The sequence below is a fragment of the Spirillospora sp. NPDC048824 genome, assembly GCF_043198455.1.
Classification (GTDB): Bacteria; Actinomycetota; Actinomycetes; order Streptosporangiales; family Streptosporangiaceae; genus Spirillospora.
Genome location: NZ_JBICUS010000001.1, coordinates 164,645 through 183,734, shown reverse-complemented (window position 1 = coordinate 183,734; position 19,090 = coordinate 164,645). Strand labels below are relative to the sequence as shown.

Sequence of the window (19,090 nt, the reverse complement as noted above, 5' to 3'; positions counted from 1 at the left end):
CTCCCCGAGCAGGGGCGCGACGGATGGATCCGCTCCCGGTCCGATCAGCGACCGGGCCTTGACGCAGCCAAGTTACGGACTGAAACTTACGGCACGTAACTTAGTGGGAGGTGGGCCGTGCGCAGGGTCGTGGTGATCGGTGGCGGGCTGGCCGGGCTGGCGTCCGCGGTGTGGCTGGCCGAAGCCGGCGACCAGGTGACGCTGCTGGAGCGCAAGGGGCGCCTCGGCGGGCGGACGATCGGTTTCCCGCTGGCGGAGGCCGGCGGCGAGATGGTCGACAACGGGCAGCACGTCATCGCCGGGTCGTACGACCACCTCCTGCGATACCTCCGCTCGGTGGGCACTCGTCAGTTCGTCGAGTTCCCCGACACGTTCGGGGTCAGGGCGGCCGACGGCACCGCGGCGACCCTCGGGGTCCGCGCCCGCGACGTGCTCAGGCTCGTGACGGGCCGCGTACCCGGGATCGGGTTCCGCGACGTCGCGGCGAGCGCACTTCCGCACCTGCGGATGCTCGCGGCCTCCGCCCGCCCCGGCGACGAACTCGACGAGATCACGGTCGAGCAGTGGCTCGACCGGATCGGCATGCCCCCGGCGCTGCGCCGGATGCTGTGGCGCCCGGCGGCCTTGGGCGTCCTCAACGAACTCCCGCACCTGGCGTCCGCGCACGCGCTGGCCTCCGCGCTGCGAACGGGCAACAAGAAGATCCCGCGCCTTGGACGCCGCGCCCTGAGCATCGGATACCCGACCGTCGACCTGCGCACCCTCTACCTCACCGGAGCCGAGAAGGTCTTCGCGGAGAAGGGCGTCGAGGTCCGGTTGCGGGCCAAGGCCGCACGGGTCGAGGTGGACGGCCGGAAGGTGCGCGGCGTGACGACGGCCGACGGCGAGCTGATCCCGGCCGACGCCGTGATCGTCGCCGTCCCGGCCTGGGACGTCGGCGGCCTGCTCGACCTCGTCCCCGGCGCCGAGGAGATCGCCGCCGCGACCCGCAGGCTCGTCCCGATCCCGATCATGTCGGTCAACCTCTACCTCGACCGCCCCATCGGGACCTCCCACCCGTGGGAGACCCTGCTGGACGGCGACGTCCACTGGGTGTTCGACCGGACGCGCATGCACGGGAGACCGAGCACGGCGGGACACCTCTACGCGCTGACCACCTGCGCGTCCTACGACCTCATCAAGCTCCGGGCCCCCGAGGTCGTCGAGCGGTGCATGGCGTCGCTGCGCGCCATCTACCCCCTGGCCGAGGACGCCGACGTCGTCCACGCCCACGTCGTCCCGTGGCGGAAGGCCACGTTCTCCTCACGCCCCGGCACCGGCACCATCCGCCCCGATCAGCGCACCGCCGTCGAAGGCCTCGCCCTCGCCGGGGACTGGACCCGCAACGACTGGCCCACCACCATGGAGGGCGCCGCACAGAGCGCCTCACGTGCGATCGAAGCCCTGCGTATGGTCGGCTGACCACCATGGCAAGAATGAGCGCCGACCGGCGGCGGGACCAGATCCTCGACGCGACCCGCACGATCGTCGACACCGAGGGCTTCGCCGCCGTCACGATCACCCGCGTCGCGGAAGCCGCCGGCATCACCCGAACCCTGGTCTACCACCAGTTCACCGACCTCCCCGGCCTCCTCACCGCGCTCATCGACCGCGAAGCCGAACGCGCCATGGCCGGCCTCCTCACGGTCATCGCCGAGACCCCGCCGGCCGGCCGCGACCCGTTCACCGCCGCCCTGCAGGGCCTCATCAGCGCCGCCGACGCCGACCCCGCCGCCTGGCGCATGTTCCTCATGCCCTCCGAAGGCGGCCCCCCGGAACTCTACGAACGCATCGACCAGGGCCGCGCCCTCGGCCGGGCCCGCATCATCGAAATGCTCACCACCCCCGACCACCCCGTCCCCACCGGCCCGGACCCGTCCCTGACCGTCCACCTCCTCCACCTCGTCGGCGACGAACTCCTCCGCCTCCACCTCCAGGACCCCCAGACCTACCCCGCCGACCGCATCCTCGCCCAATGCGCCCACATGGCCGCCCAACTCAGCCTCCCCCCGAGCCCGGGCCACGGCCACGCCCTCCCCGCCGGCCGGACCTGATCACGGTTCGGCGCGCAGGGCCCGGTCCGCGAAGTCGATCAGCCATTCGAAGCTGTCGTCGATGTCGGCGCTCCACTGGAAGCCGTTGGCCGCCTGCAGCGTGGCGAAGCCGTGGCAGAGGCTGCGGAGCGTGCGGAGGGCGTGGTCCGCGTCGGATTCCCGGATCTCGTAGCCGCGCAGGACCGCCGTGAACGCGCCGAGCAGCCGCTGACCCGCGGTGGCCAGCGGATCGTCCGGGCCGGACGGTTCCACGCCGATCGTCGCCGCGTACCGGCCGGGGTGCTCCACGACGAAGGCGCGGAAGGCGCGCGCCGCGGCGGCCAGGGCGTCGCGGCCTGCGTAACCCTGGACCGCGCCGCCGACGGCGTCGGCGGCCTCGCTCAGTGCCAGGGCCGCGATGCGCCGGTTGAGGTCTTCCTGGCCGCCCACGTGCTTGTACAGGGAAGGGGTGCGCACGCCCAGCCGCTGGGCCAGCGAACCCATCGTCAGGTTGGCGAAGCCCACCTCGTCGGCGAGGGCGGCACCGGCCGCGACCACGGCCGCCGGGTCCAGGCCGACCCTAGGCACGGACGGCGTCCGATCGGAGGAAGGCGAGGATGAGCGAAACCACCTGGTCGGGGAACTGGTCGTGCGGGTAGTGCCCGGCGCCCTCGATCATCTCAAGGCGGCCGAGGCCGGACGGCAGGGCGTCGACGACCGCCGACCCCTCGGCGTGCGGGTCGGCCCAGTCGGGGTCGAGCGTGCCCATCACGACCAGGACCGGGGAGCGGACGTTGCCGAGTTGCGCGCCGGCGTCGGTCGGGGCGCTGCGGCCCATGCCCTGCATGGCCTTCATCCGGCCCGGCTCGCGCAGCATGGAGTCGATGCGGCCGAGCCGCTCGGCCCAGCCGGCCGGCTTCACGCCGGGGTAGGCCACGTCGAGGTAGGAGCGCCAGAGCGGCACGCTGCCGAACGCGGCCGTACCGAGCAGCCGCAGCATGCCCTGCCGGAAGCGCTTCACCCGGAGGTCGCCGAGGCGCATCGACTGCTTGCGGGTGAACGGCGCCAACTCGACGACCGCGGTGATCAGCGAGGGTTCCTGCGCCGCGGCGATGGTGGCGGCGCCGCCGGAGACCGAGTGGCCGACGAGCACCGCCGGGCCGCCCAGGTGGCGGATGACGGCGAGCAGGTCGCCGGCGATGGCGGTGCGGCTCCAGGCCGGCCAGCCGACGCTGGACTCGCCGAAACCGCGGAGATCGACCGCGGCGACCCGATGGCCCGCCGACACCAGCGGCGGGATCACCGCATGGTAGGCGGCGCGGCTGTCGCCCATGCCGTGCGCGAGGACGATCAGCGGGCCCGACCCCGCCACCTCGTAAGCGATCGTGCCGCCGTCGACGGCAAGGTACTCGGTCATGACATCCCCCAAGCTGGCTAATTCAGTTAGCTACAAGCTAATCTTATTAGCCAACCCCGTCAACGGGAGGTCGGCGGCACGTCCGGTCGGGCGGGTCGCGCGGCGCGGCCGCGGTTGTATGTCCGCCGGACGCCCATGGCAGGATCGGCGGGTGCAGGTCGGGATGCTGGGTCCACTCGAGGTCCGCACGGACGGCGGCGGCTTGGCCGACGTACCGGGCGCGCGGCTGCGCGGGCTGCTGATCGCCCTTGCGCTCAGGCCCGGCCAGGTGGTGCCGAAGGCGTCGCTCATCGACTGGATCTGGGGAGAGCACCCGCCCGCCGATGCGGCGAACGCCCTGCAGCGCCTGGTTTCCCGGCTGCGGAAGGCACTGCCGGACGGAGTGATCGAGGGGCGGACGGACGGCTACCGGTTGACGGTCGAGCCCGACGCCGTCGACGCCGTGCGCTTCGAACGGCTCCTCATCGCGGGCCGGGCCCGCACCGAGGACGGTCACCGGCGGGTGCGGTCGCTGCGCGAGGCCCTCGGACTGTGGCGCGGCGCGGCCATGCAGGACGTCGGCCTGCAGGACAGCGCCGCGTTCGACGCCGCGGTCGCCCGGCTCGAGGGGTTGCGCCTGACCGCCGCGGAGGAGCGGGCGGACGCGGAGATCGCCCTCGGGCGCGGTGCGGAGATCGTCACGGAGCTGACCGACCTGGTGGCCGCGCACCCGGTGCGGGAACGGCTCGTCGCCGCGCTGATGCGCGCCCTCGCCGCGACCGGCCGCGACACCGAGGCGCTGCTCGTGTACCAGCGCACGAGAGAAGCCCTGGCCGACGCGCTGGGCGCCGACCCCTCACCGGAGCTGGCCGCGTTGCACGTCGCGCTGCTGCGGGGCGGAACAGGACGCCGGAAGGAGAACCGGAAGACCAATCTGCGGGCCGAGCTGACCAGCTTCGTCGGCAAGGACGCCGATGTCGCCGCGGTCGCCGGCCTCGTCGCCGGGCACCGGCTCACCACCCTGATCGGGCCGGGCGGCTCGGGCAAGACCAGGCTCGCCACCGAAACCGCGCGCACGCTGCTCGGCGACCTGCCGGACGGGGCATGGCTGGTGGAACTCGCCGCCATCGGCGCGGACGGCGACGTGGTGCAGGCGACGATCGCCGGGATCGGCCTCCGGGACGCGCTGCTCGGCGAGGCGCCGAACATGGAGCCGGCGGACCGGCTCATCGCCGCGATCCGCGACCGTGAGGCGCTGCTGATCCTGGACAACTGCGAGCATGTGATCGAGTCGGCGGCGGCACTCGCCCATCGGCTGCTCGGGGAGTGCCGGCGGCTGCGGATCATGGCGACGAGCAGAGAACCGCTCGGCATCACCGGAGAGGTGCTGTGGCTGGTCGAGCCGCTGGCCCTGCCGGCGGGGGACGCCGGTCCCGGCGAGATCGAGTCCGCGCCGGCCGTCCGGCTGCTGCGGGACCGGGCGAGCGCCGTGCGCAAGGACCTCGCGGCCGACGCCCGCACGCTGTCGACGATGGTGCGCGTCTGCCGGGCGCTGGACGGGATGCCGCTGGCGATCGAACTGGCCGCGGCCAGGTTGCGCACCATGTCCCTCGACCAGCTCGCCAACCGGCTCGACGACCGGTTCCGCCTGCTGACCGGCGGCAGCCGTACCGCGCTGCCGCGGCACAGGACGCTGCGCGCGGTGGTCGACTGGAGCTGGGAGCTGCTGACCGACGCCGAACGGACCGTCCTGCGCAGGCTGTCGGTGTTCGCGGGCGGGGCGAGCCTGGAAGCGGCCGAGCGGGTCTGCGGCGGCGACGCGGTCGAGCGGGAGGAGGTCCTCGAACTGCTCACCGCGCTGACCGAGAAGTCGCTGCTGGTCGCCGAGGGCGGCGGAGCGCCGCGCTACCGGATGCTCGGCACGGTCAAGGAGTACGCCGCGCACCGGCTCGCGGAGGCGCGGGAGTCGGACCTGGCGCGCCGCGCGCATCTCGCCTACTTCACCGAGCTCGCCGAGACCGCGGAACCGCGGCTCCGCCGCGCCGAGCAGATGACATGGCTCGCCGCGCTCGATGCCGATCACGACAACATCGGTTCCGCGATGCGCGGTGCGCTCGCGGCCGGCGAGGCGCAGGCGGCGATGCGGCTCGCGGCCGGCGCCGGCTGGTACTGGTGGCTCAGCGGGCACCGGGCCGAGGGCATCGAGCTGATCATCGCGGCCACGCAGACACCTGGCGAGGTGACCGACGAGATCCGGGCCGTCGTGTACGGGCTCGCCGTGCCGTTCGCCAGCGCCGGGGCGTCCGCCGACCAGGAGCAGGTCGCGGAGTGGGTCCGCAAGGCGTACCGGTTCGCCCGGCTCAGCCGGTCCCGCCACCCTGTGCCGGCCCTGGTCGTCCCGCTGGAACGCATGCTGCGGGAGCCGGACGCGTCCCTGTCCGCGTGGGAACCGCTGCTGGACCACGAGGACGCCTGGGTTCGCGCGCTCGCCCGGCTGCACCTCGGCAAGTCGCGGGTCACGCTCGGCCACGCCGGGCGGGAGGCGGACACGGACCTGGAGACGGCGCTCACCGAGTTCCGGGCGCTCGGCGAAAGGTTCGGGATCTCCTTCGCCCTCTCCGAGCTGGCGGACCGCATCGCCACGCGCGGCGAGTTCGCCGCCGCGTGCGAGTACTACGAGCAGGCGGCCGGGGTCGTGACCGAGGTCGGCGCCATCGAGGACGTCATCCCGATGCGGGCACGACAGGCGCAGCTGTACCGGCTGCTGGGCGACGAGGACGCCGCCGCGGCCGCGATGGCCGAGGCGGAACGGTGTGCGGAGCGGGTCACCTGGCCGGACGCGCTGGCGGAGCTGGCCATCTCGAAAGCGGGACTGGCCCGCTGGGCCGGTGACGCCGGGGAGGCTCACCGGCACCTCGATGTCGCGACGGCCATGCTGGGCGACAAGGCGGAGCGGGCGACCGTCCGCGCGATGCTGCACAACCTGCGGGGCCTCCTCGCCGACGACCTCGACGAGGCCCGGGAGCACCACGCCGCGGCCTGCCGGGCGGTGGCCGAGACATGGCACGCACCCCTGATCGCGCAAATACTCGTCGGGGTCGCCGATCTGGCCCTGCGCCGCGACCGGCCCGAGCAGGCGGCGCGGCTGCTCGCGGCGAGCACCGCCGTGCGCGGGCTGCCGGACCGCTGCCTCCCGGACACCGCCCGCATCGAGCGGGCGGCGCGGAGCCGCCTCGGCGACGCGGGGTTCGCCGAGGCGGCTCGGGAGGGGACGGAGACCGGCTGGGATCAGCTGGTCGCGGTCACGCTCGCTTCGTGAACGTGGAACGCGCCCACAGGTAGCCGGCGAGACCGATGCCGACGCACCAGGCGACGGCGGTGATCGCGTCGCCGGTGTCCGGTGCTCCGGCGAGGAGGCCGCGGACGGTCTCGATGATCGGCGTGAAGGGCTGGTACTCGGCGAACTGCCGCAGGCCCGGCCCCATCGTCTCCGCCGGCACGATCGCGCTGCTGAAGAACGGCAGCATGACCAGCGGCACGGACGCCATGCCGGCCGTCTCCGGAGACTTCGCGAACAATCCCAGGGCGACCGTGAACCAGCCGGCCGCGAGACCGAGCAGCACGACGATGCCGGCGACGCCGAGCCAGTCGAGGAGACTCGCCGACGGGTCGAATCCCAGCAGGAAGGCCACCCCGACGAGGGCCGCGATGGCGATCAGGTTGGTCAGCAGGCCGGCGACGACGTGCCCGGTCAGCACCGCACCCCGGGAGACGTCCATGACCTTGAAGCGGTTGATGATGCCCTTCGTCATGTCGGAGTTCACGGACGTCGCGGTGGCTCCCAGCCCGTAGCAGACGGCCAGCAGGATCAGTCCCGGCGTCACGTAGTCGATGTAGTCGACGCCGACGTCGAAGGCGTCTCCCATCATGTACACGAACATCAGCAGGATGATGATCGGCATCAGGACCGCGTTGAACACCGAGGTCGGGTTGCGGGCGATGTGTTTGAAGTTGCGGCGCAACATCACCATCGAATGGGACGTGGTGCTCATTTCGCTGCCTCCGTGGTGCGGCCCGTCAGGGCGAGGAAGACGTCGTCGAGGTCCGGTGTGTGAACGGAGAACTCCTCGGCGCCGAGTGAGTGGTCATCGAGCCTGTCCAGCAGGGCACGGAGCGATTTCGTCCCGGCGTCGCTGGGGACCCGCAGGGTCAGTGCCTCGTCGTCGCGCGTGGAGCCGGGGAACAGGCGGGCGGCCCCGTCGAGCAGGGAGACGGTCGTGAACCGGAGCCGGACGTGCGTCCCGGGGACCTGGCGCTTGAGGTCGCCGGGAGTGCCCTGGGCGACCAGCCGGCCCTGGTCGAGGACCGCGATCCGGTCGGCGAGCTGATCGGCCTCCTCCAGGTACTGGGTGGTGAGGAAGACGGTCGCGCCGTCGGCCACCAGGTCGCGGATGATCGACCACATGGTGCGGCGGCTGCGCGGGTCCAGGCCCGTCGTCGGCTCGTCCAGGAAGATGATCCGCGGGCTGCCGACGAGCGTCATCGCCAGGTCCAGTTTCCGGCGCATCCCCCCGGAATAGGTCGACGCGGGCTTCCGCGCCGACTCCACCAGGTCGAAGCGCTCCAGCAGCTCCGTGACGATCCGCCTGCCGCCGCCGGAGGACGCCCGGTTCAGGTCCGCCATCAGCTGCAGGTTCTCCTGCCCCGTCAGCAGTTCGTCCACCGCCGCGAACTGGCCGGTGACGCCGATCGCCGCGCGCACCGCCCTGGCCTCGGTCGCGACGTCATGGCCGGCGATGCGCACCGTCCCGCCGTCGGCCTTCATCAACGTGGTCAGCACGTTCACCGTCGTCGTCTTCCCCGACCCGTTCGGGCCGAGCAGGGAGAAGACCGAGCCCGAGGCGACATCGAAGTCGATGCCGTCGAGCACGACCTTGTCGCCGAACGCCTTGCGCAGCCCTGAGACCGCAATCGCCGAATTCTTCATGGCTCCACGATCACCGCCGGGCCTGTCACCCCCCCTGTCACACCGCTGACACGGCCGCTGACACGGCCGCGGCCTCCACGCCCGGCTATTTTTCACAGTGTCAGTTGTATTAATATGGCCGCCGCAGGGTCTTCGAGGGCCCTCCTGGTGCGTATCGAGGTGGCGGAGATGGGGATCGAGTCGCTGGCGGCGGCCCTTGAACGGGAACATCGCGAGATCGACGACGGGATCGGGGCCTTCACCGCCGAACCCTCGTCCGAGGGCCGGGACCGGCGCCCGCTGACGCGCGCGATCCGTGCCCTCCGCCGCCACATCTACATCGAAGAGGAGTTCCTTTTCCCTGCCCTGTACGGGGCGGGGCTGACGGCCCCGGTGCTCGTCATGCTGCGCGAACACGCCCAGATGTGGCGGACGCTCGCAGCGCTGGAAGACGAGCCGGACACCGGTGCGGCGCTCACGCTCTGCCGCCGGCTGTCCGTCCAGCTCCTTCACCACAACCTGAAGGAGGAGAAGGTCCTCTACGCGGAGGTGGACCGGATCGTGCCGGAGCCGGCGGCCGGGCGGCTGCGCTCCTTCCTCGGCTCCGGAGAGCTTCCGGAGGGGTGGGTGTGCCTGAGAGCACGCACCTGAGCACCAGCGGAAACCACATGCCCGGTTCGACAGCTACGGAGATGACGATGGAGAAGAAGGCGGTAGTCGGAAGCGCGTCCGAGCTCGCGGAGTTCAGCGACGAGTCGTTCCGCCCGAAGGTCCTGTCCGCGACCGACCTCACCAGGGTGATGATCGTCGGCATGGAGGACGGGCAGGAGATCCCGCTCCACACGCCGGGCGTGGAACTGGCGCTGGCGATCCTGGAGGGCGCGGGAGAGGTGTGGATCGGCGACGCTCCGCACGCCGTGGCGGCGGGTGACGTCGTGGTGGTCCCGGCCGGTACCACCCGGGGCGTCCGCGCCCGCGGCGGCCGGATGGTCTTCATGAACGTCGTGTCGCCGCCCCCGACCGCGGCGGACCACGAGGTCGCGCGCCGCCCGTGGCCGGCCGAGGCCGTGGGAGCCGACGAGAGCGGTACCCGGCAGTAGTACCGGGAGAGCGAGATCACAGCGGGCGGGGGTGGATTTTTATTTTCTACTAGTAAAAACTATTACCACTATCGGTCGCGGCCTGCCGGCCTCATCGAGGAGGGATGCGAGATGACCTACATCGTCTACGGGGACTTCAACTGCCCCTACTCCTACCTGGCGAGCCTGCGGGTCGACGACCTCATCCGGCGGGGCCGGACCGACGTCGAGTGGCGCGCCGTGGAGCACGAGCCGCGGCTGCCGCTGACCGGCCTCCCCAGCGCGGCCGCGAAGGACGAGTGGGACCGCGAACTGCGCGAGATCGCCGGCATCGCGCGGCCCGGTGAGCGGGTGCCGGACGCGCCGCCGCCCGTGGTCAGCAACACCGGCGCGGCCGTGGCGGCCTACGCCGAAGCGCTGACCGACGGCCTGGCCGACGAGGCGCGGCGCGCGATCTTCCGTGCCGTCTGGGTGGAGGGGCGCCACGTGAGCAGTCCGTATGAGATCCGCCGGATCATCGCGGAGCTGATGTACCCGCGCACGCCGATGGACGTGCACCGGTACGCCCCGGGCCTCGCGATGCCGGTGGACGCCGGTCGTGTGGCGTCCGGGACGGAGCGGCGCTTCGGCGCCACCGTCAGCACGCTCGGCGGCGCCCTGACACTGACCGGGCAGCTGCGGATCGAGCAGTGGCGCGCGGACTGGGAGGGCTTCACGCAGGTGGTCCCGGCCGTCGTCCGTCCGGACGGCGGCGCCCTTCCGGGCCTTTCGGGCCTGAGCCACCTGGCGGAACTGCTGGACGGACCGCAGCCGTCGAAGCGGCGCCGAGCACAGGACGCCCCGCCCGTCCTCGCCGCTTAGGCCGGGCGCCCCGATGAAGCGCAGCATCTGATCGCCCCTCTACCCCGGGCGGCGCGCGGGTCGCCGGCCGTGAAAGATTGGCGCCCATCGAAGCCGACGATGGGGGTGCCGTGGGGGATCCGGTTCTGATGGATGATCTGCGCTCCTCCGTCCGCGCGTTCCTGCGGTCGTACGACTTCACTCCTGCCGTCGACGCCTGGAACGGCGGCTGGGACGAGGACTTCACCCGGGCGCTCGCTGCGCGCGGCTGGGTCGGCATGACCATCCCGCAGGAGTACGGCGGCGCCGGGCGGACCTTTCTCGAACGCTACGCCGTCACCGAGGAACTCCTCGCCGCCGGGGCGCCGGTGTCCGCGCACTGGATCGCCGACCGGCAGACGGCCCCCTCCCTGCTGGCCCATGGAACCGAAGAACAGAAACGCGAGTTCCTGCCCGCGATCGCGCGGGGCGAGTGCTTCTTCGCCATCGGCATGAGCGAACCGGACTCCGGCTCCGACCTGGCCAGCGTCCGCACCGCCGCGGAACGGACCGGCGGCGGCTGGCTCCTCACCGGGACCAAGGTGTGGACGTCCGGGGCGCACCGCGCCCACGCCATCCTCGTCCTCGCCCGCACCGAGCCGCACGACCCGTCCGCGCGGCACGACGGCCTCAGCCAGTTCATCGTCGACCTGCGCGCCCCCGGCGTGACCATCCGCCCGATCCTGACGATGGGCGGCGAACACCACTTCAACGAGGTCGCGTTCACCGGCGTGTACGTCCCGGGCGACCGGCTGCTGGGCCGCGTCGGGGACGGGTGGCGGCAGGTGACGTCCGAACTGGGATACGAGCGCAGCGGCCCGGAGCGCTTCCTGTCGACACTTCCGCTGCTGGACGAGGCGGCCGCGGCGACACGGCGGGGCGAACTCCCCCATCACCCCGACCTGGGCCGTCACATCGCACGGATCACGGGGCTGCGGCACATGTCGCAGGGCGTCGCGCGGGCCCTCGAAGCCGGGGAGACCGCCGACGTCGAGGCCGCACTGGTCAAAGTGCTCGGAACGACCCTGGAGGGCGACATCGTCGAGTTCGCCGCCCGGCTCGGCATGGCCGACCCGCTCCTGACCGCCGCGCAGCTGCGACGTGCCGGGTTCACCCTGCGCGGCGGCACCAACGAGATCCTGCGCGGCGTGATCGCGCGGGGGCTGGGGCTGCGATGACCATCGATCCCGCGCTCCAGGACATGATGGCCTCGGTCTTCTCCGACCACGACCCGGCCGCCCCGGCCGGTTCCCTGTGGGGGACGCTGGAGTCCCTGGGCCTCGCCCGCCTCACCACCCCGGCCGGACGCGGCGGCAGCGGCGCCGGATGGGCCGAGGCCGCCGCGCTGCTCCGGACGGCCGCCTCCCACGGCGTGTCCGTCCCGCTGGCCGAGAACGACCTTCTGGCGAACTGGCTTCTGGCGGAGGCGGACCTGCCGTCCGACGAGAGCCTCCGCACCGCCTGCGTCCTGGACGGGACCGGCACGGCCAAGGCGGTGCCCTGGGCCGGCGACGCCGACCGGATCACGCTGCTGTGGGCCGGAAGCGACGGCTGGCGGGCAGCGGACGTCCCCGCGTCGTCACTGCACATCGAGCGCGCGGCGAACCTGGCGGGCGAACCACGCGACGCCGTGCACGCCCCCGTGGACACCATGTCCGGAACCCGGGTGGGCGAACACGTGGCGGAGGAGTTCATGCTCCGCGGAGCCCTGGCCCGTGCCCTGCAGACGACCGGCGCGATGGACGGCATCCTGCGGCTCAGCGTCGAACACGCCGCGACACGGACCCAGTTCGGCCGCCCCCTGGCCCGTTTCCAGGCCGTCCAGCACCTGATCGCCGACATGGCGGCGGAGGCCTCGCTGGCGAAGGCGGCGACGGACACCGTCCTGCGCGACGGCCTCACACCGTTCAACATCGCCGTGGCGAGATCCTGCACCGGCCACGCGACGGCGACGGTGGTCCGCAACGCCCACCAAGTCCACGGCGCCATCGGGACGACGGCAGAGCACCCGCTCCACCGCTACACGCTTCCCGCTCTGGCCTGGAGCGCGGAGTTCGGCTCGCTCCACCACTGGGACGAACTCCTCACCCGGGCGGCGGTATCGGCGGACCAGGGCATCTGGCACCTCATCACCAACCCGTAGCCGGATCCGCGCGGGGCGGGATCAGAGCCAGCCGGCGTTGCGGGAGATGCGGATGGCGTCGATGCGGTTCCGGGCGTTGACCTTCGCGATGGCGTTGGACAGGTAGTTGCGGACCGTCGCGCGGGACAGGGACAGGGCGGTGGCGATCTCCTCGGTGGACAGGCCGCTTTCGGCGGCGCGGAGGACGTCGGTCTCGCGCGGGGTCAGGGGGCTGCTGCCGGTCTCCAGGGCCGCCGCGACCAGGTCGGGGTCGATGACGCGTTCGCCGGCGGCCACGCGGCGGATGCCGTCGGCGAGGGTGTCGGCGGGGGCGTCCTTGATGATGAAGCCGCGGACGTGGACCTTGAGCGCGCGCAGCAGGTTGCCCGGCTGGCTGAGCCCGGTGAGGACGAGCGCCCGGCATTCGGGCAGCCGTTCGTACAGCTCACCGGCGGCGGCGAGCCCGTCCAGGCCCGGCAGGTCGATGTCCAGGACGGCCACGTCGGGCCGGACCTCCAGGGCCGTCGCGACGATCTGGTCGCCGCGCTCCAGTTCGGCGACGACCTCCATGTCGTCCTCCAGCGAGATGAGGGCGACCAGCGCACCGCGGATCATGTGCACGTCCTCGGCGATCAGCACCCTGATCATCAGATCGTCTCCTCGGGGACCTCGACGAGCAACCGGAACCGGCCCCTGGAGCCGTCGGCGGACACCGAACCGGACAGCGCCCGGGCGCGTTCGACCAGCCCGGCCAGTCCGCTGCCCTCGCCCGCCGGGCCCTGCGCGCCGTCGTTGACGATCTCCAACCGTACGGTGCCGCCGTGGCGCCGCGCGGTGATGGAGCACCTGCGGGCGCTGCTGTGGCGCAGCACGTTCGTCACGCCTTCGCGTACCGCCCAGGCGAGGACGTCCTGCACGGCCGGGTCGAGGCCGGGCAGCCGCACGTCGACGCGGGCCTCGATGGACGCGGCGGTGAGCAGTGCGGTCACTCCCTTGGTCTCCTCGTCCAGCGACACCGCGTGCTCGTCCCTGGTCACGGCCCGCATCCCGGCGAGCGCATCGCGGGCCACGAGGGTCAGGTTCTCGATCTGCGCCCGGGCCGCGACCGGGTCCTTGGCCAGCAGCCGGAGCGCCAGGTCGCCTTGGAGGGACACCGCCGAGAGGCTCTGGCCCAGCAGGTCGTGCAGGTCGCGGGAGAGCCGCAGCCGCTCCCGTCCGATGGCGACCTCGGCCAGTTCGGTACGGGTGGCCTGGAGTTCGTCGATGATCCGCACCAGCCAGACCGATCCGTAGGTGGCCGCCACCCCGATCGTGAAACCGGCGGACAGCCAGAAGGTGGCCCAGGCCGCCTTCTCGGCGAAGCCCACGCCGGCGTACGGGCCGGACGGGGACGCGGCCAGCACCACCAAGGTCCCCGCCGCGGGAAGGACGGCGACGATGACCGCGAGAGCGCCGCGCAGCAGCATCATGGCCGAGACGACGACGAACAGCTGCATGTCGATCCAGTTCCCGGCGTACCACGGCATCGGCAGGTAGACCAGGGCGATCAGCGCCGGGAACGTCCACCACCAGCCGCGCGGGCGTTCCCCCCGCACCGCGGCGAAGCTGTGCCGCAACTGGAGCGCGCCGACGGCGAGTCCCACCAGAAGGGGGACGACGGGGTGGCGTGCCGCGGGATTCTCCACGCCGGTGATCGCGTAGATCGGAGACGCCAGGATGAACGGCACGTGGGCGGCGACGAGGAACCAGCGGGCGCGGCGCGGTGACCAGGCGGGGCCGCCCTCCAGCCACCCGGCGGGCGCGGCCTTCACGGGGCGTCCCCCGGCTCGGCGGTGACCTCCAGCCGCAGGCGGCCGTCGTGGCGGGTGACCACGATGGCGCAGCGCCGGACGGCGTCGTCGTGCAGGAGGCGTGCGACGTCGGTGCGCAGGGCCGAGTGAAGGGCCTCATCGAGGGTGTCGGGGACGTCGCCGTCCGGCAGGACGACGCGGCACTCGATCCCCGCCGCGGACAGGAGCGTCACCGCGGTGTCCAGTGCGGCGTCCAGCGAGGTGTTCTGGTAGCCGCGGATCAGGCGCCGGGTCTCGGCCAGCGTCCGTCTCGAATCGCCGGCCAGGGCCCGCAGTTCATTCTCCGAGGCCCGCCTGTCATGCGGGGCCAGCGCACCCGCCCGCCGTCCCCGCGCGGCGATCGACTCCAGTGCCGTGCCGACCGTGTGCCGCAGTTCCTCGTCGATCCGCAGCCGTTCGCGCGCGACCGCCCGGTCGGCCAGCGCGCCGCGCGCCGCGTGCAGCCGCCGCACCGCGCCGACAAGCCAGATCAGCAGGAACACCGGCAGTCCCTTGAGGGCCCCGGCGATCGTGAAGAAGGGCGCCATGTCGGGGCGGCCGAGCACGATCGCGAGCGGTGCCTGCGCGGCCACGATCGTCCCGAAGAGGGCGAACGACCAGGGGCGGCGCACCACGATGAGCACGGACACGGCGAGCGCGTGGAACTGCCCGAGCCAGAGGGCCCCGAGGTACGGGACGGCCCCGACGATCACCGCGGCCATCGCCGCGACCGTCCAGCCGGCTCCGCGGGGACGGGTCCCCTGCGCCGCGTGGTAGACGTGCCTGACGTGCAGCGGCAGGTAGGCGGCCGTGGCCAGCACCGCGCCCAGGGCGGGGGCGTCCGTGGACGTGAGGGCGAAGCGCCACAGCTCCACCAGGGGGATCAGGACGCTGTAGGCGACCGCGCCCATCGCCGCGAGCGGAACGAAGTTCGCCGTGAGCGGGAGGGAACGGCCGGTTCTCGCCCGCGGCGGTCGCGCGGCCCGCGGCGGTCGCGCGGCGTGCGGGGGTCGCGTCGGTTGCGGCGTCAGGTGGCCCTCCACCCGTGGATCGAGGCCGGGCCAGGATATGCGCCGGCCTCGCGGCATGGCCAACGAGGCGCCGGCATCCGTCACGTGACCTCCTCCGCCGTCCCCGTGGCCTCCCGGCCTCCACCATCGCGTTCGCCGTTGACCAGTGTCGTTCCGCCGCCGCGTTCATCGGCAGATGCGGATGTCCGCATTTCACCCATGACGTTCATCACCGCCGACTGACGACATCGGCATCTGCCCTGCGGGCCGTCCGCTCGGCGAGGCTCGATCCGTCAGGACGGGCGCCGCCGGAGACCGGTGCGCACGCACACCGGAAGGATCCACGGGGAACGGCATGAAGGAAACGACAGGTACCGGCGCGGACGGTGTCGTCCAACTGCGGGCGGTGCGCAAGGTGTTCGGCTCGAAACGGAACGGCGTCGCGGCGCTCAACGGGGTCGACATCACGTTCCGGCCCGGCGGCTTCACCGCGATCATGGGTCCGTCGGGCTCGGGGAAGAGCACCTTCCTGCACTGCGCGGCGGGACTGGAAAGGCCGACGTCGGGCTCGGTCGTCCTGGACGGCCACGAGCTGACCGGCATGGGCGAGCGGGCCCTCACCAAACTGCGGCGCGAGCGCATCGGCTTCGTGTTCCAGGCGTTCAACCTGCTGCCCGCGCTCAACGTGGCCGAGAACGTGGGACTGCCGATCCTGCTCGCCGGCGGCAGGCCGCGCCGGGCCGCCGTCCACGAGGCGCTGGAGCGGGTCGGGCTCGGCGCGCTCGGACGCCGCCGTCCCGCCGAACTGTCCGGGGGGCAGCAGCAGCGCGTCGCGATCGCGCGCGCCCTGGTCACCCGTCCCGCGGTGGTCTTCGGCGACGAGCCGACCGGCGCGCTCGACACCCGCACCGCCCGGGACGTCCTCGCCCTTCTCCGTGAGGCGGTGCGCGACGCCAGGCAGACCATCGTGATCGTCACCCATGACCCGGTGGCCGCCGCGCACGCCGACCGGGTGGTCTTCCTGGCCGACGGCCGCATCGTGGACGAGTTGGACCGGCCGTCCGCCGACGCGATCGCCGGGCGCATGACGCATCTGGGCGCCTGGGACACCGATCCGGGCGGGCACCGTCCGGCGGAGGTGTCCTGATGTTCCGGCTGGCCCTGCGCACCCTGCGTTTCCGGAAGGGCGGCTTCGCCGCCTCGTTCGCCGCGCTGTTCCTCGGAGTCGTCATCGTCACCGCGTGCGGCGGGCTGATGGAGAGCGGAATCCGGACCGAGGTGCACCCGGAGCGGCTGGCCGCGGCTCCCGTCGTGGTGGCCGGCGACCAGTCGTACCGGGTGCCGAACTCCGAGGACGCGGAGCGGGTGACGCTCCCGGAGCGGGTTCGCCTCGACCCCGATCTGGTGTCCGCCGTCCGGGCCGTGCCCGGTGTCGCCGGGGCGGTGCCGGACGTGTCCTTCCCCGTCGCCGTGTTGCGGTCGCGCGACGGGACGCCGCTTCCCCTGGGCGAACGTCCGGCAGGGCACGCCTGGTCGTCCGCCCCGCTGGCGCCGTACACCCTGAAGGCGGGACGAGCGCCAGGCGCTGAGGGCGAGGTCGTGCTCGACGGGCGACTGGCCGCGTCCGCCGGGGTCGGGCCGGGCGGCACCGTCGGGCTGGTGGTGGGCGGCGCGGCCGAACGGTTCCGTGTCGTCGGCCTGGCCTCGGGCCGCTCCGCCCTGCCGCCGGGAGTGTTCCTCTCCGATCCGGACGTGCAGCGCATCGCGCCGCGGCGGATCGACGCCCTCGGCGTGTTCCCCGTCCAGGGGACCGGCGCCGGCGAGCTCCGCGGACGGGTCGCGCACGCGCTCGCGGGACGCGGCGTCACCGTATCCACGGGTCTCGACCGGGGGCGGGCCGAGTTCCCCGACGTCCGTCCCGCGGGAGAGACCCTCATCGTGCTGGCCGCGGTGTTCGGCGGGCTCGCGATCATGGTGGTGGTCTTCGTCGTGGCGAGCACGCTGGGGCTGTCCCTCCAGCAGCGCCGCCGCGAGATGGCGATGCTGCGAATCGTCGGCGCCACCCCGGGGCAGCTTCGCCGGCTGGTCCTCGGCGAGACGTTCGTGCTGGCCGTCCTGGCCGCCGCGCTGGCCCGGCTGCCCGGCGCGTTCCCCGGACGGCTGCTGTTCGACCGCCTCACCGCGCAGGACGTGGTGCCCTCCGAGATCGTCTTCCGGCAGGGCTGGATTCCGCCGGCGGCGGGCGCGGGCGTCGGGCTGCTCACCGCCGTGGTCGCGGCGTTCGTCGCGGCCCGCGGGGCGGCGACGGCACGTCCGGCGGAGACCCTCACCGAGGCGGCTCTGCCGGACCGGCCCCTCGGCCGGGTGCGGGTCGCCTGCGCGCTGGTCTGCCTGGCCGGCGCCACCGCGCTGGCGCTCGTCACCGCGATCGTGATCCCGGGTCCGGTCGCGGCCAGCACCGCCGGGCCGGCCGCGATGCTCTGGGCGGCGGGGCTCGCCCTGCTCGCACCGCGGATCGCGCCGATCCTGCTCGCGCCGCTGCGTCCGGTGCTGCGCGCGCTCACGGGGAACGCCGGCCGCCTCGCGGTGCTCAACGTCCGGGCGCGGCGGATCCGGACGGCGGCCGCCATCACCCCCGTGATGCTGGCCACGGGACTGGCCACCGGCATGATCTACCTGCAGACCGCGCAGTCCGCCGACGCGCAGCGCGTCTTCGCCGAGACCCTCCGGGCGGACGCCGTGGTCACCTCGTCCACCGGCGGGCCCACCTCCGGCCTGGTCGCCGACATCCGCGAGGACCCGGCGGTCGCGGCGGCATCGGCCCTGGTCACCAGCGTCGGGTACGTCGAGGCGCCGCGTTTGGGGGGCCAGAGCGAGGACGGGGTGCCGCTGCGCGGGGTCAGCCCGGAGGGTGCCGCGGCGACGACCGCGGTCTCCGTCACCGCCGGCACGCTCACCGCGTTGCGCGGCGACACGGTCGCCGTGGACGTCGAGCACGCCCGGCGGATCGGCGGGGGCCTCGGTGTGGGCGACACCGTGACGCTGCGGCTGGGCGACGGCGCGAAGGCGAACCTCACGGTCGTCGCGCTGGTCGCGATGGAGGCCGGGCCCAAGACCGTCCTGCTGCCGGCCGACCTGCTGGCTCGGCACACCACGGCCGCTGGACCCGCACAGGTTCTCGTGCGGGCCGCGCCCGGCGTCGGGCCCGGCCGGCTGGCCGCCGCGCTCACCGACCGGCTCTCGGGCAGGCCCGGCGTGCGGGTCGCCGACCGGGACGAGGCCGTCGCGGTGCAGGCCGAGCAGGAGCAGACCGGGGCCTGGGTGAACTACATGTTCGTCGCCGTGATCGTCGGCTATACGGTGATCACCTTGGTCAACACGCTGATCATCGCGGCGGCGGAGCGGCGGCGCGAGTTCGCCCTGCAACGCCTCATCGGAGCCGACCGCGGCCGGCTCCTCCGGATGATGGGCGTCGAAGGGCTCGCCGTCGCCATCACCGGCGTCCTGCTGGGCAGTCTCGTGGCGGCCCTGACGCTGGTGCCGTTCGGCATCGCCCTGGACGGCTCGCCGGCCCCCGCCGGACCGCTGTGGATCTACCTCACCGTGATCGGCTCCGCGGGCGCGCTGACCCTCATCGTGACCGCCCTCTCCACCTGGTTCGCGCTGCGCCCGCACCCCGCCGCCGCGGCCGCCGTGTGACCCACATCACTTCCCCGTTTCCGGCCGCGGCGGGTCGG

The 19,090-nt window shown here is 73.2% G+C and carries 17 protein-coding genes; 10 read left to right on the top strand and 7 right to left on the bottom strand.

Annotation, left to right across the window (positions count from 1 at the left end; genetic code table 11):
- Positions 1-117 precede the first annotated feature (117 nt).
- Both hpnE and ACGFIS_RS00820 read left to right on the top strand, forming a co-directional pair.
- The gene (gene hpnE / locus ACGFIS_RS00825) at positions 118-1,461 is read left to right on the top strand and encodes a hydroxysqualene dehydroxylase HpnE (protein WP_392907391.1); all 1,344 of its coding nucleotides are present in this window, start codon (positions 118-120) and stop codon (positions 1,459-1,461) included.
- Positions 1,462-1,475: 14 nt separating this feature from the next.
- Positions 1,476-2,093 carry a TetR/AcrR family transcriptional regulator gene (locus tag ACGFIS_RS00820; protein ID WP_392968862.1) on the top strand — a complete coding sequence of 206 codons (618 nt, stop codon included), beginning with the start codon at positions 1,476-1,478 and terminating at the stop codon, positions 2,091-2,093.
- Here ACGFIS_RS00820 and ACGFIS_RS00815 read toward each other — a convergent pair whose 3' ends face one another.
- Together ACGFIS_RS00815 and ACGFIS_RS00810 are read right to left on the bottom strand one after the other, a co-directional pair.
- Positions 2,094-2,660 carry a TetR/AcrR family transcriptional regulator gene (locus tag ACGFIS_RS00815; protein ID WP_392968859.1) on the bottom strand — a complete coding sequence of 189 codons (567 nt, stop codon included), beginning with the start codon at positions 2,658-2,660 and terminating at the stop codon, positions 2,094-2,096.
- Positions 2,653-3,489, bottom strand: coding sequence for an alpha/beta fold hydrolase (locus ACGFIS_RS00810; protein WP_392968856.1), 837 nt, complete (start codon positions 3,487-3,489; stop codon positions 2,653-2,655). The genes ACGFIS_RS00815 and ACGFIS_RS00810 overlap by 8 nt, the downstream gene beginning before the upstream one ends.
- 163 nt (positions 3,490-3,652) lie before the next feature.
- Here ACGFIS_RS00810 and ACGFIS_RS00805 point away from each other — a divergent pair, with 163 nt between their 5' ends.
- Entirely contained in the window at positions 3,653-6,787 is a 3,135-nt protein-coding gene (locus tag ACGFIS_RS00805; RefSeq protein ID WP_392968853.1) for a BTAD domain-containing putative transcriptional regulator, read from the top strand.
- On the opposite strand, the gene ACGFIS_RS00800 is transcribed toward ACGFIS_RS00805, so the two are convergent.
- Together ACGFIS_RS00800 and ACGFIS_RS00795 are read right to left on the bottom strand one after the other, a co-directional pair.
- Positions 6,771-7,520 (bottom strand): ABC transporter permease, encoded by a 750-nt coding sequence (locus ACGFIS_RS00800; RefSeq protein ID WP_392907408.1) that lies wholly within the window; start codon positions 7,518-7,520, stop codon positions 6,771-6,773. The genes ACGFIS_RS00805 and ACGFIS_RS00800 overlap by 17 nt on opposite strands.
- Positions 7,517-8,455 carry an ATP-binding cassette domain-containing protein gene (locus ACGFIS_RS00795; protein WP_392907411.1) on the bottom strand — a complete coding sequence of 313 codons (939 nt, stop codon included), beginning with the start codon at positions 8,453-8,455 and terminating at the stop codon, positions 7,517-7,519. Before ACGFIS_RS00795 ends, ACGFIS_RS00800 begins: the two co-directional genes overlap by 4 nt.
- 147 nt (positions 8,456-8,602) lie before the next feature.
- Here ACGFIS_RS00795 and ACGFIS_RS00790 point away from each other — a divergent pair, with 147 nt between their 5' ends.
- From ACGFIS_RS00790 to ACGFIS_RS00770, 5 genes are all read left to right on the top strand, one after another.
- Positions 8,603-9,085 (top strand): hemerythrin domain-containing protein, encoded by a 483-nt coding sequence (locus tag ACGFIS_RS00790; protein ID WP_392968850.1) that lies wholly within the window; start codon positions 8,603-8,605, stop codon positions 9,083-9,085.
- A gap of 47 nt (positions 9,086-9,132) precedes the next feature.
- On the top strand, positions 9,133-9,534 hold the full coding sequence (locus tag ACGFIS_RS00785; protein WP_392907417.1) for a cupin domain-containing protein: 402 nt from the start codon (positions 9,133-9,135) through the stop codon (positions 9,532-9,534).
- Positions 9,535-9,645: 111 nt separating this feature from the next.
- Positions 9,646-10,374, top strand: a complete 729-nt coding sequence (locus tag ACGFIS_RS00780; protein WP_392968847.1) for a DsbA family protein — start codon at positions 9,646-9,648, stop codon at positions 10,372-10,374.
- 128 nt (positions 10,375-10,502) lie between these two features.
- Positions 10,503-11,570, top strand: coding sequence for an acyl-CoA dehydrogenase family protein (locus ACGFIS_RS00775; protein ID WP_392968844.1), 1,068 nt, complete (start codon positions 10,503-10,505; stop codon positions 11,568-11,570).
- A complete protein-coding gene (locus tag ACGFIS_RS00770; RefSeq protein WP_392907425.1) occupies positions 11,567-12,535 on the top strand; it encodes an acyl-CoA dehydrogenase family protein in 969 nt (322 codons plus the stop codon). The genes ACGFIS_RS00775 and ACGFIS_RS00770 overlap by 4 nt, the downstream gene beginning before the upstream one ends.
- Positions 12,536-12,556: 21 nt before the next feature.
- Here ACGFIS_RS00770 and ACGFIS_RS00765 read toward each other — a convergent pair whose 3' ends face one another.
- Genes ACGFIS_RS00765 through ACGFIS_RS00755 form a run of 3 tightly spaced genes read right to left on the bottom strand, consistent with a single transcriptional unit; the run spans position 12,557 to position 15,254 of the window.
- On the bottom strand, positions 12,557-13,162 hold the full coding sequence (locus tag ACGFIS_RS00765; protein WP_392968841.1) for a DNA-binding response regulator: 606 nt from the start codon (positions 13,160-13,162) through the stop codon (positions 12,557-12,559).
- Positions 13,162-14,325 (bottom strand): sensor histidine kinase, encoded by a 1,164-nt coding sequence (locus ACGFIS_RS00760; RefSeq protein ID WP_392968838.1) that lies wholly within the window; start codon positions 14,323-14,325, stop codon positions 13,162-13,164. Before ACGFIS_RS00760 ends, ACGFIS_RS00765 begins: the two co-directional genes overlap by 1 nt.
- Complete coding sequence (locus ACGFIS_RS00755; RefSeq protein WP_392968835.1) at positions 14,322-15,254, bottom strand: hypothetical protein; 933 nt, start codon at positions 15,252-15,254, stop codon at positions 14,322-14,324. Before ACGFIS_RS00755 ends, ACGFIS_RS00760 begins: the two co-directional genes overlap by 4 nt.
- Positions 15,255-15,708: 454 nt before the next feature.
- On the opposite strand from ACGFIS_RS00755, the gene ACGFIS_RS00750 reads away from it, so the two are divergent.
- Positions 15,709-16,500, top strand: a complete 792-nt coding sequence (locus ACGFIS_RS00750) for an ABC transporter ATP-binding protein (protein ID WP_392968832.1) — start codon at positions 15,709-15,711, stop codon at positions 16,498-16,500.
- Positions 16,500-19,052, top strand: a complete 2,553-nt coding sequence (locus tag ACGFIS_RS00745; RefSeq protein WP_392968829.1) for an FtsX-like permease family protein — start codon at positions 16,500-16,502, stop codon at positions 19,050-19,052. Before ACGFIS_RS00750 ends, ACGFIS_RS00745 begins: the two co-directional genes overlap by 1 nt.
- Positions 19,053-19,090 lie beyond the last annotated feature (38 nt).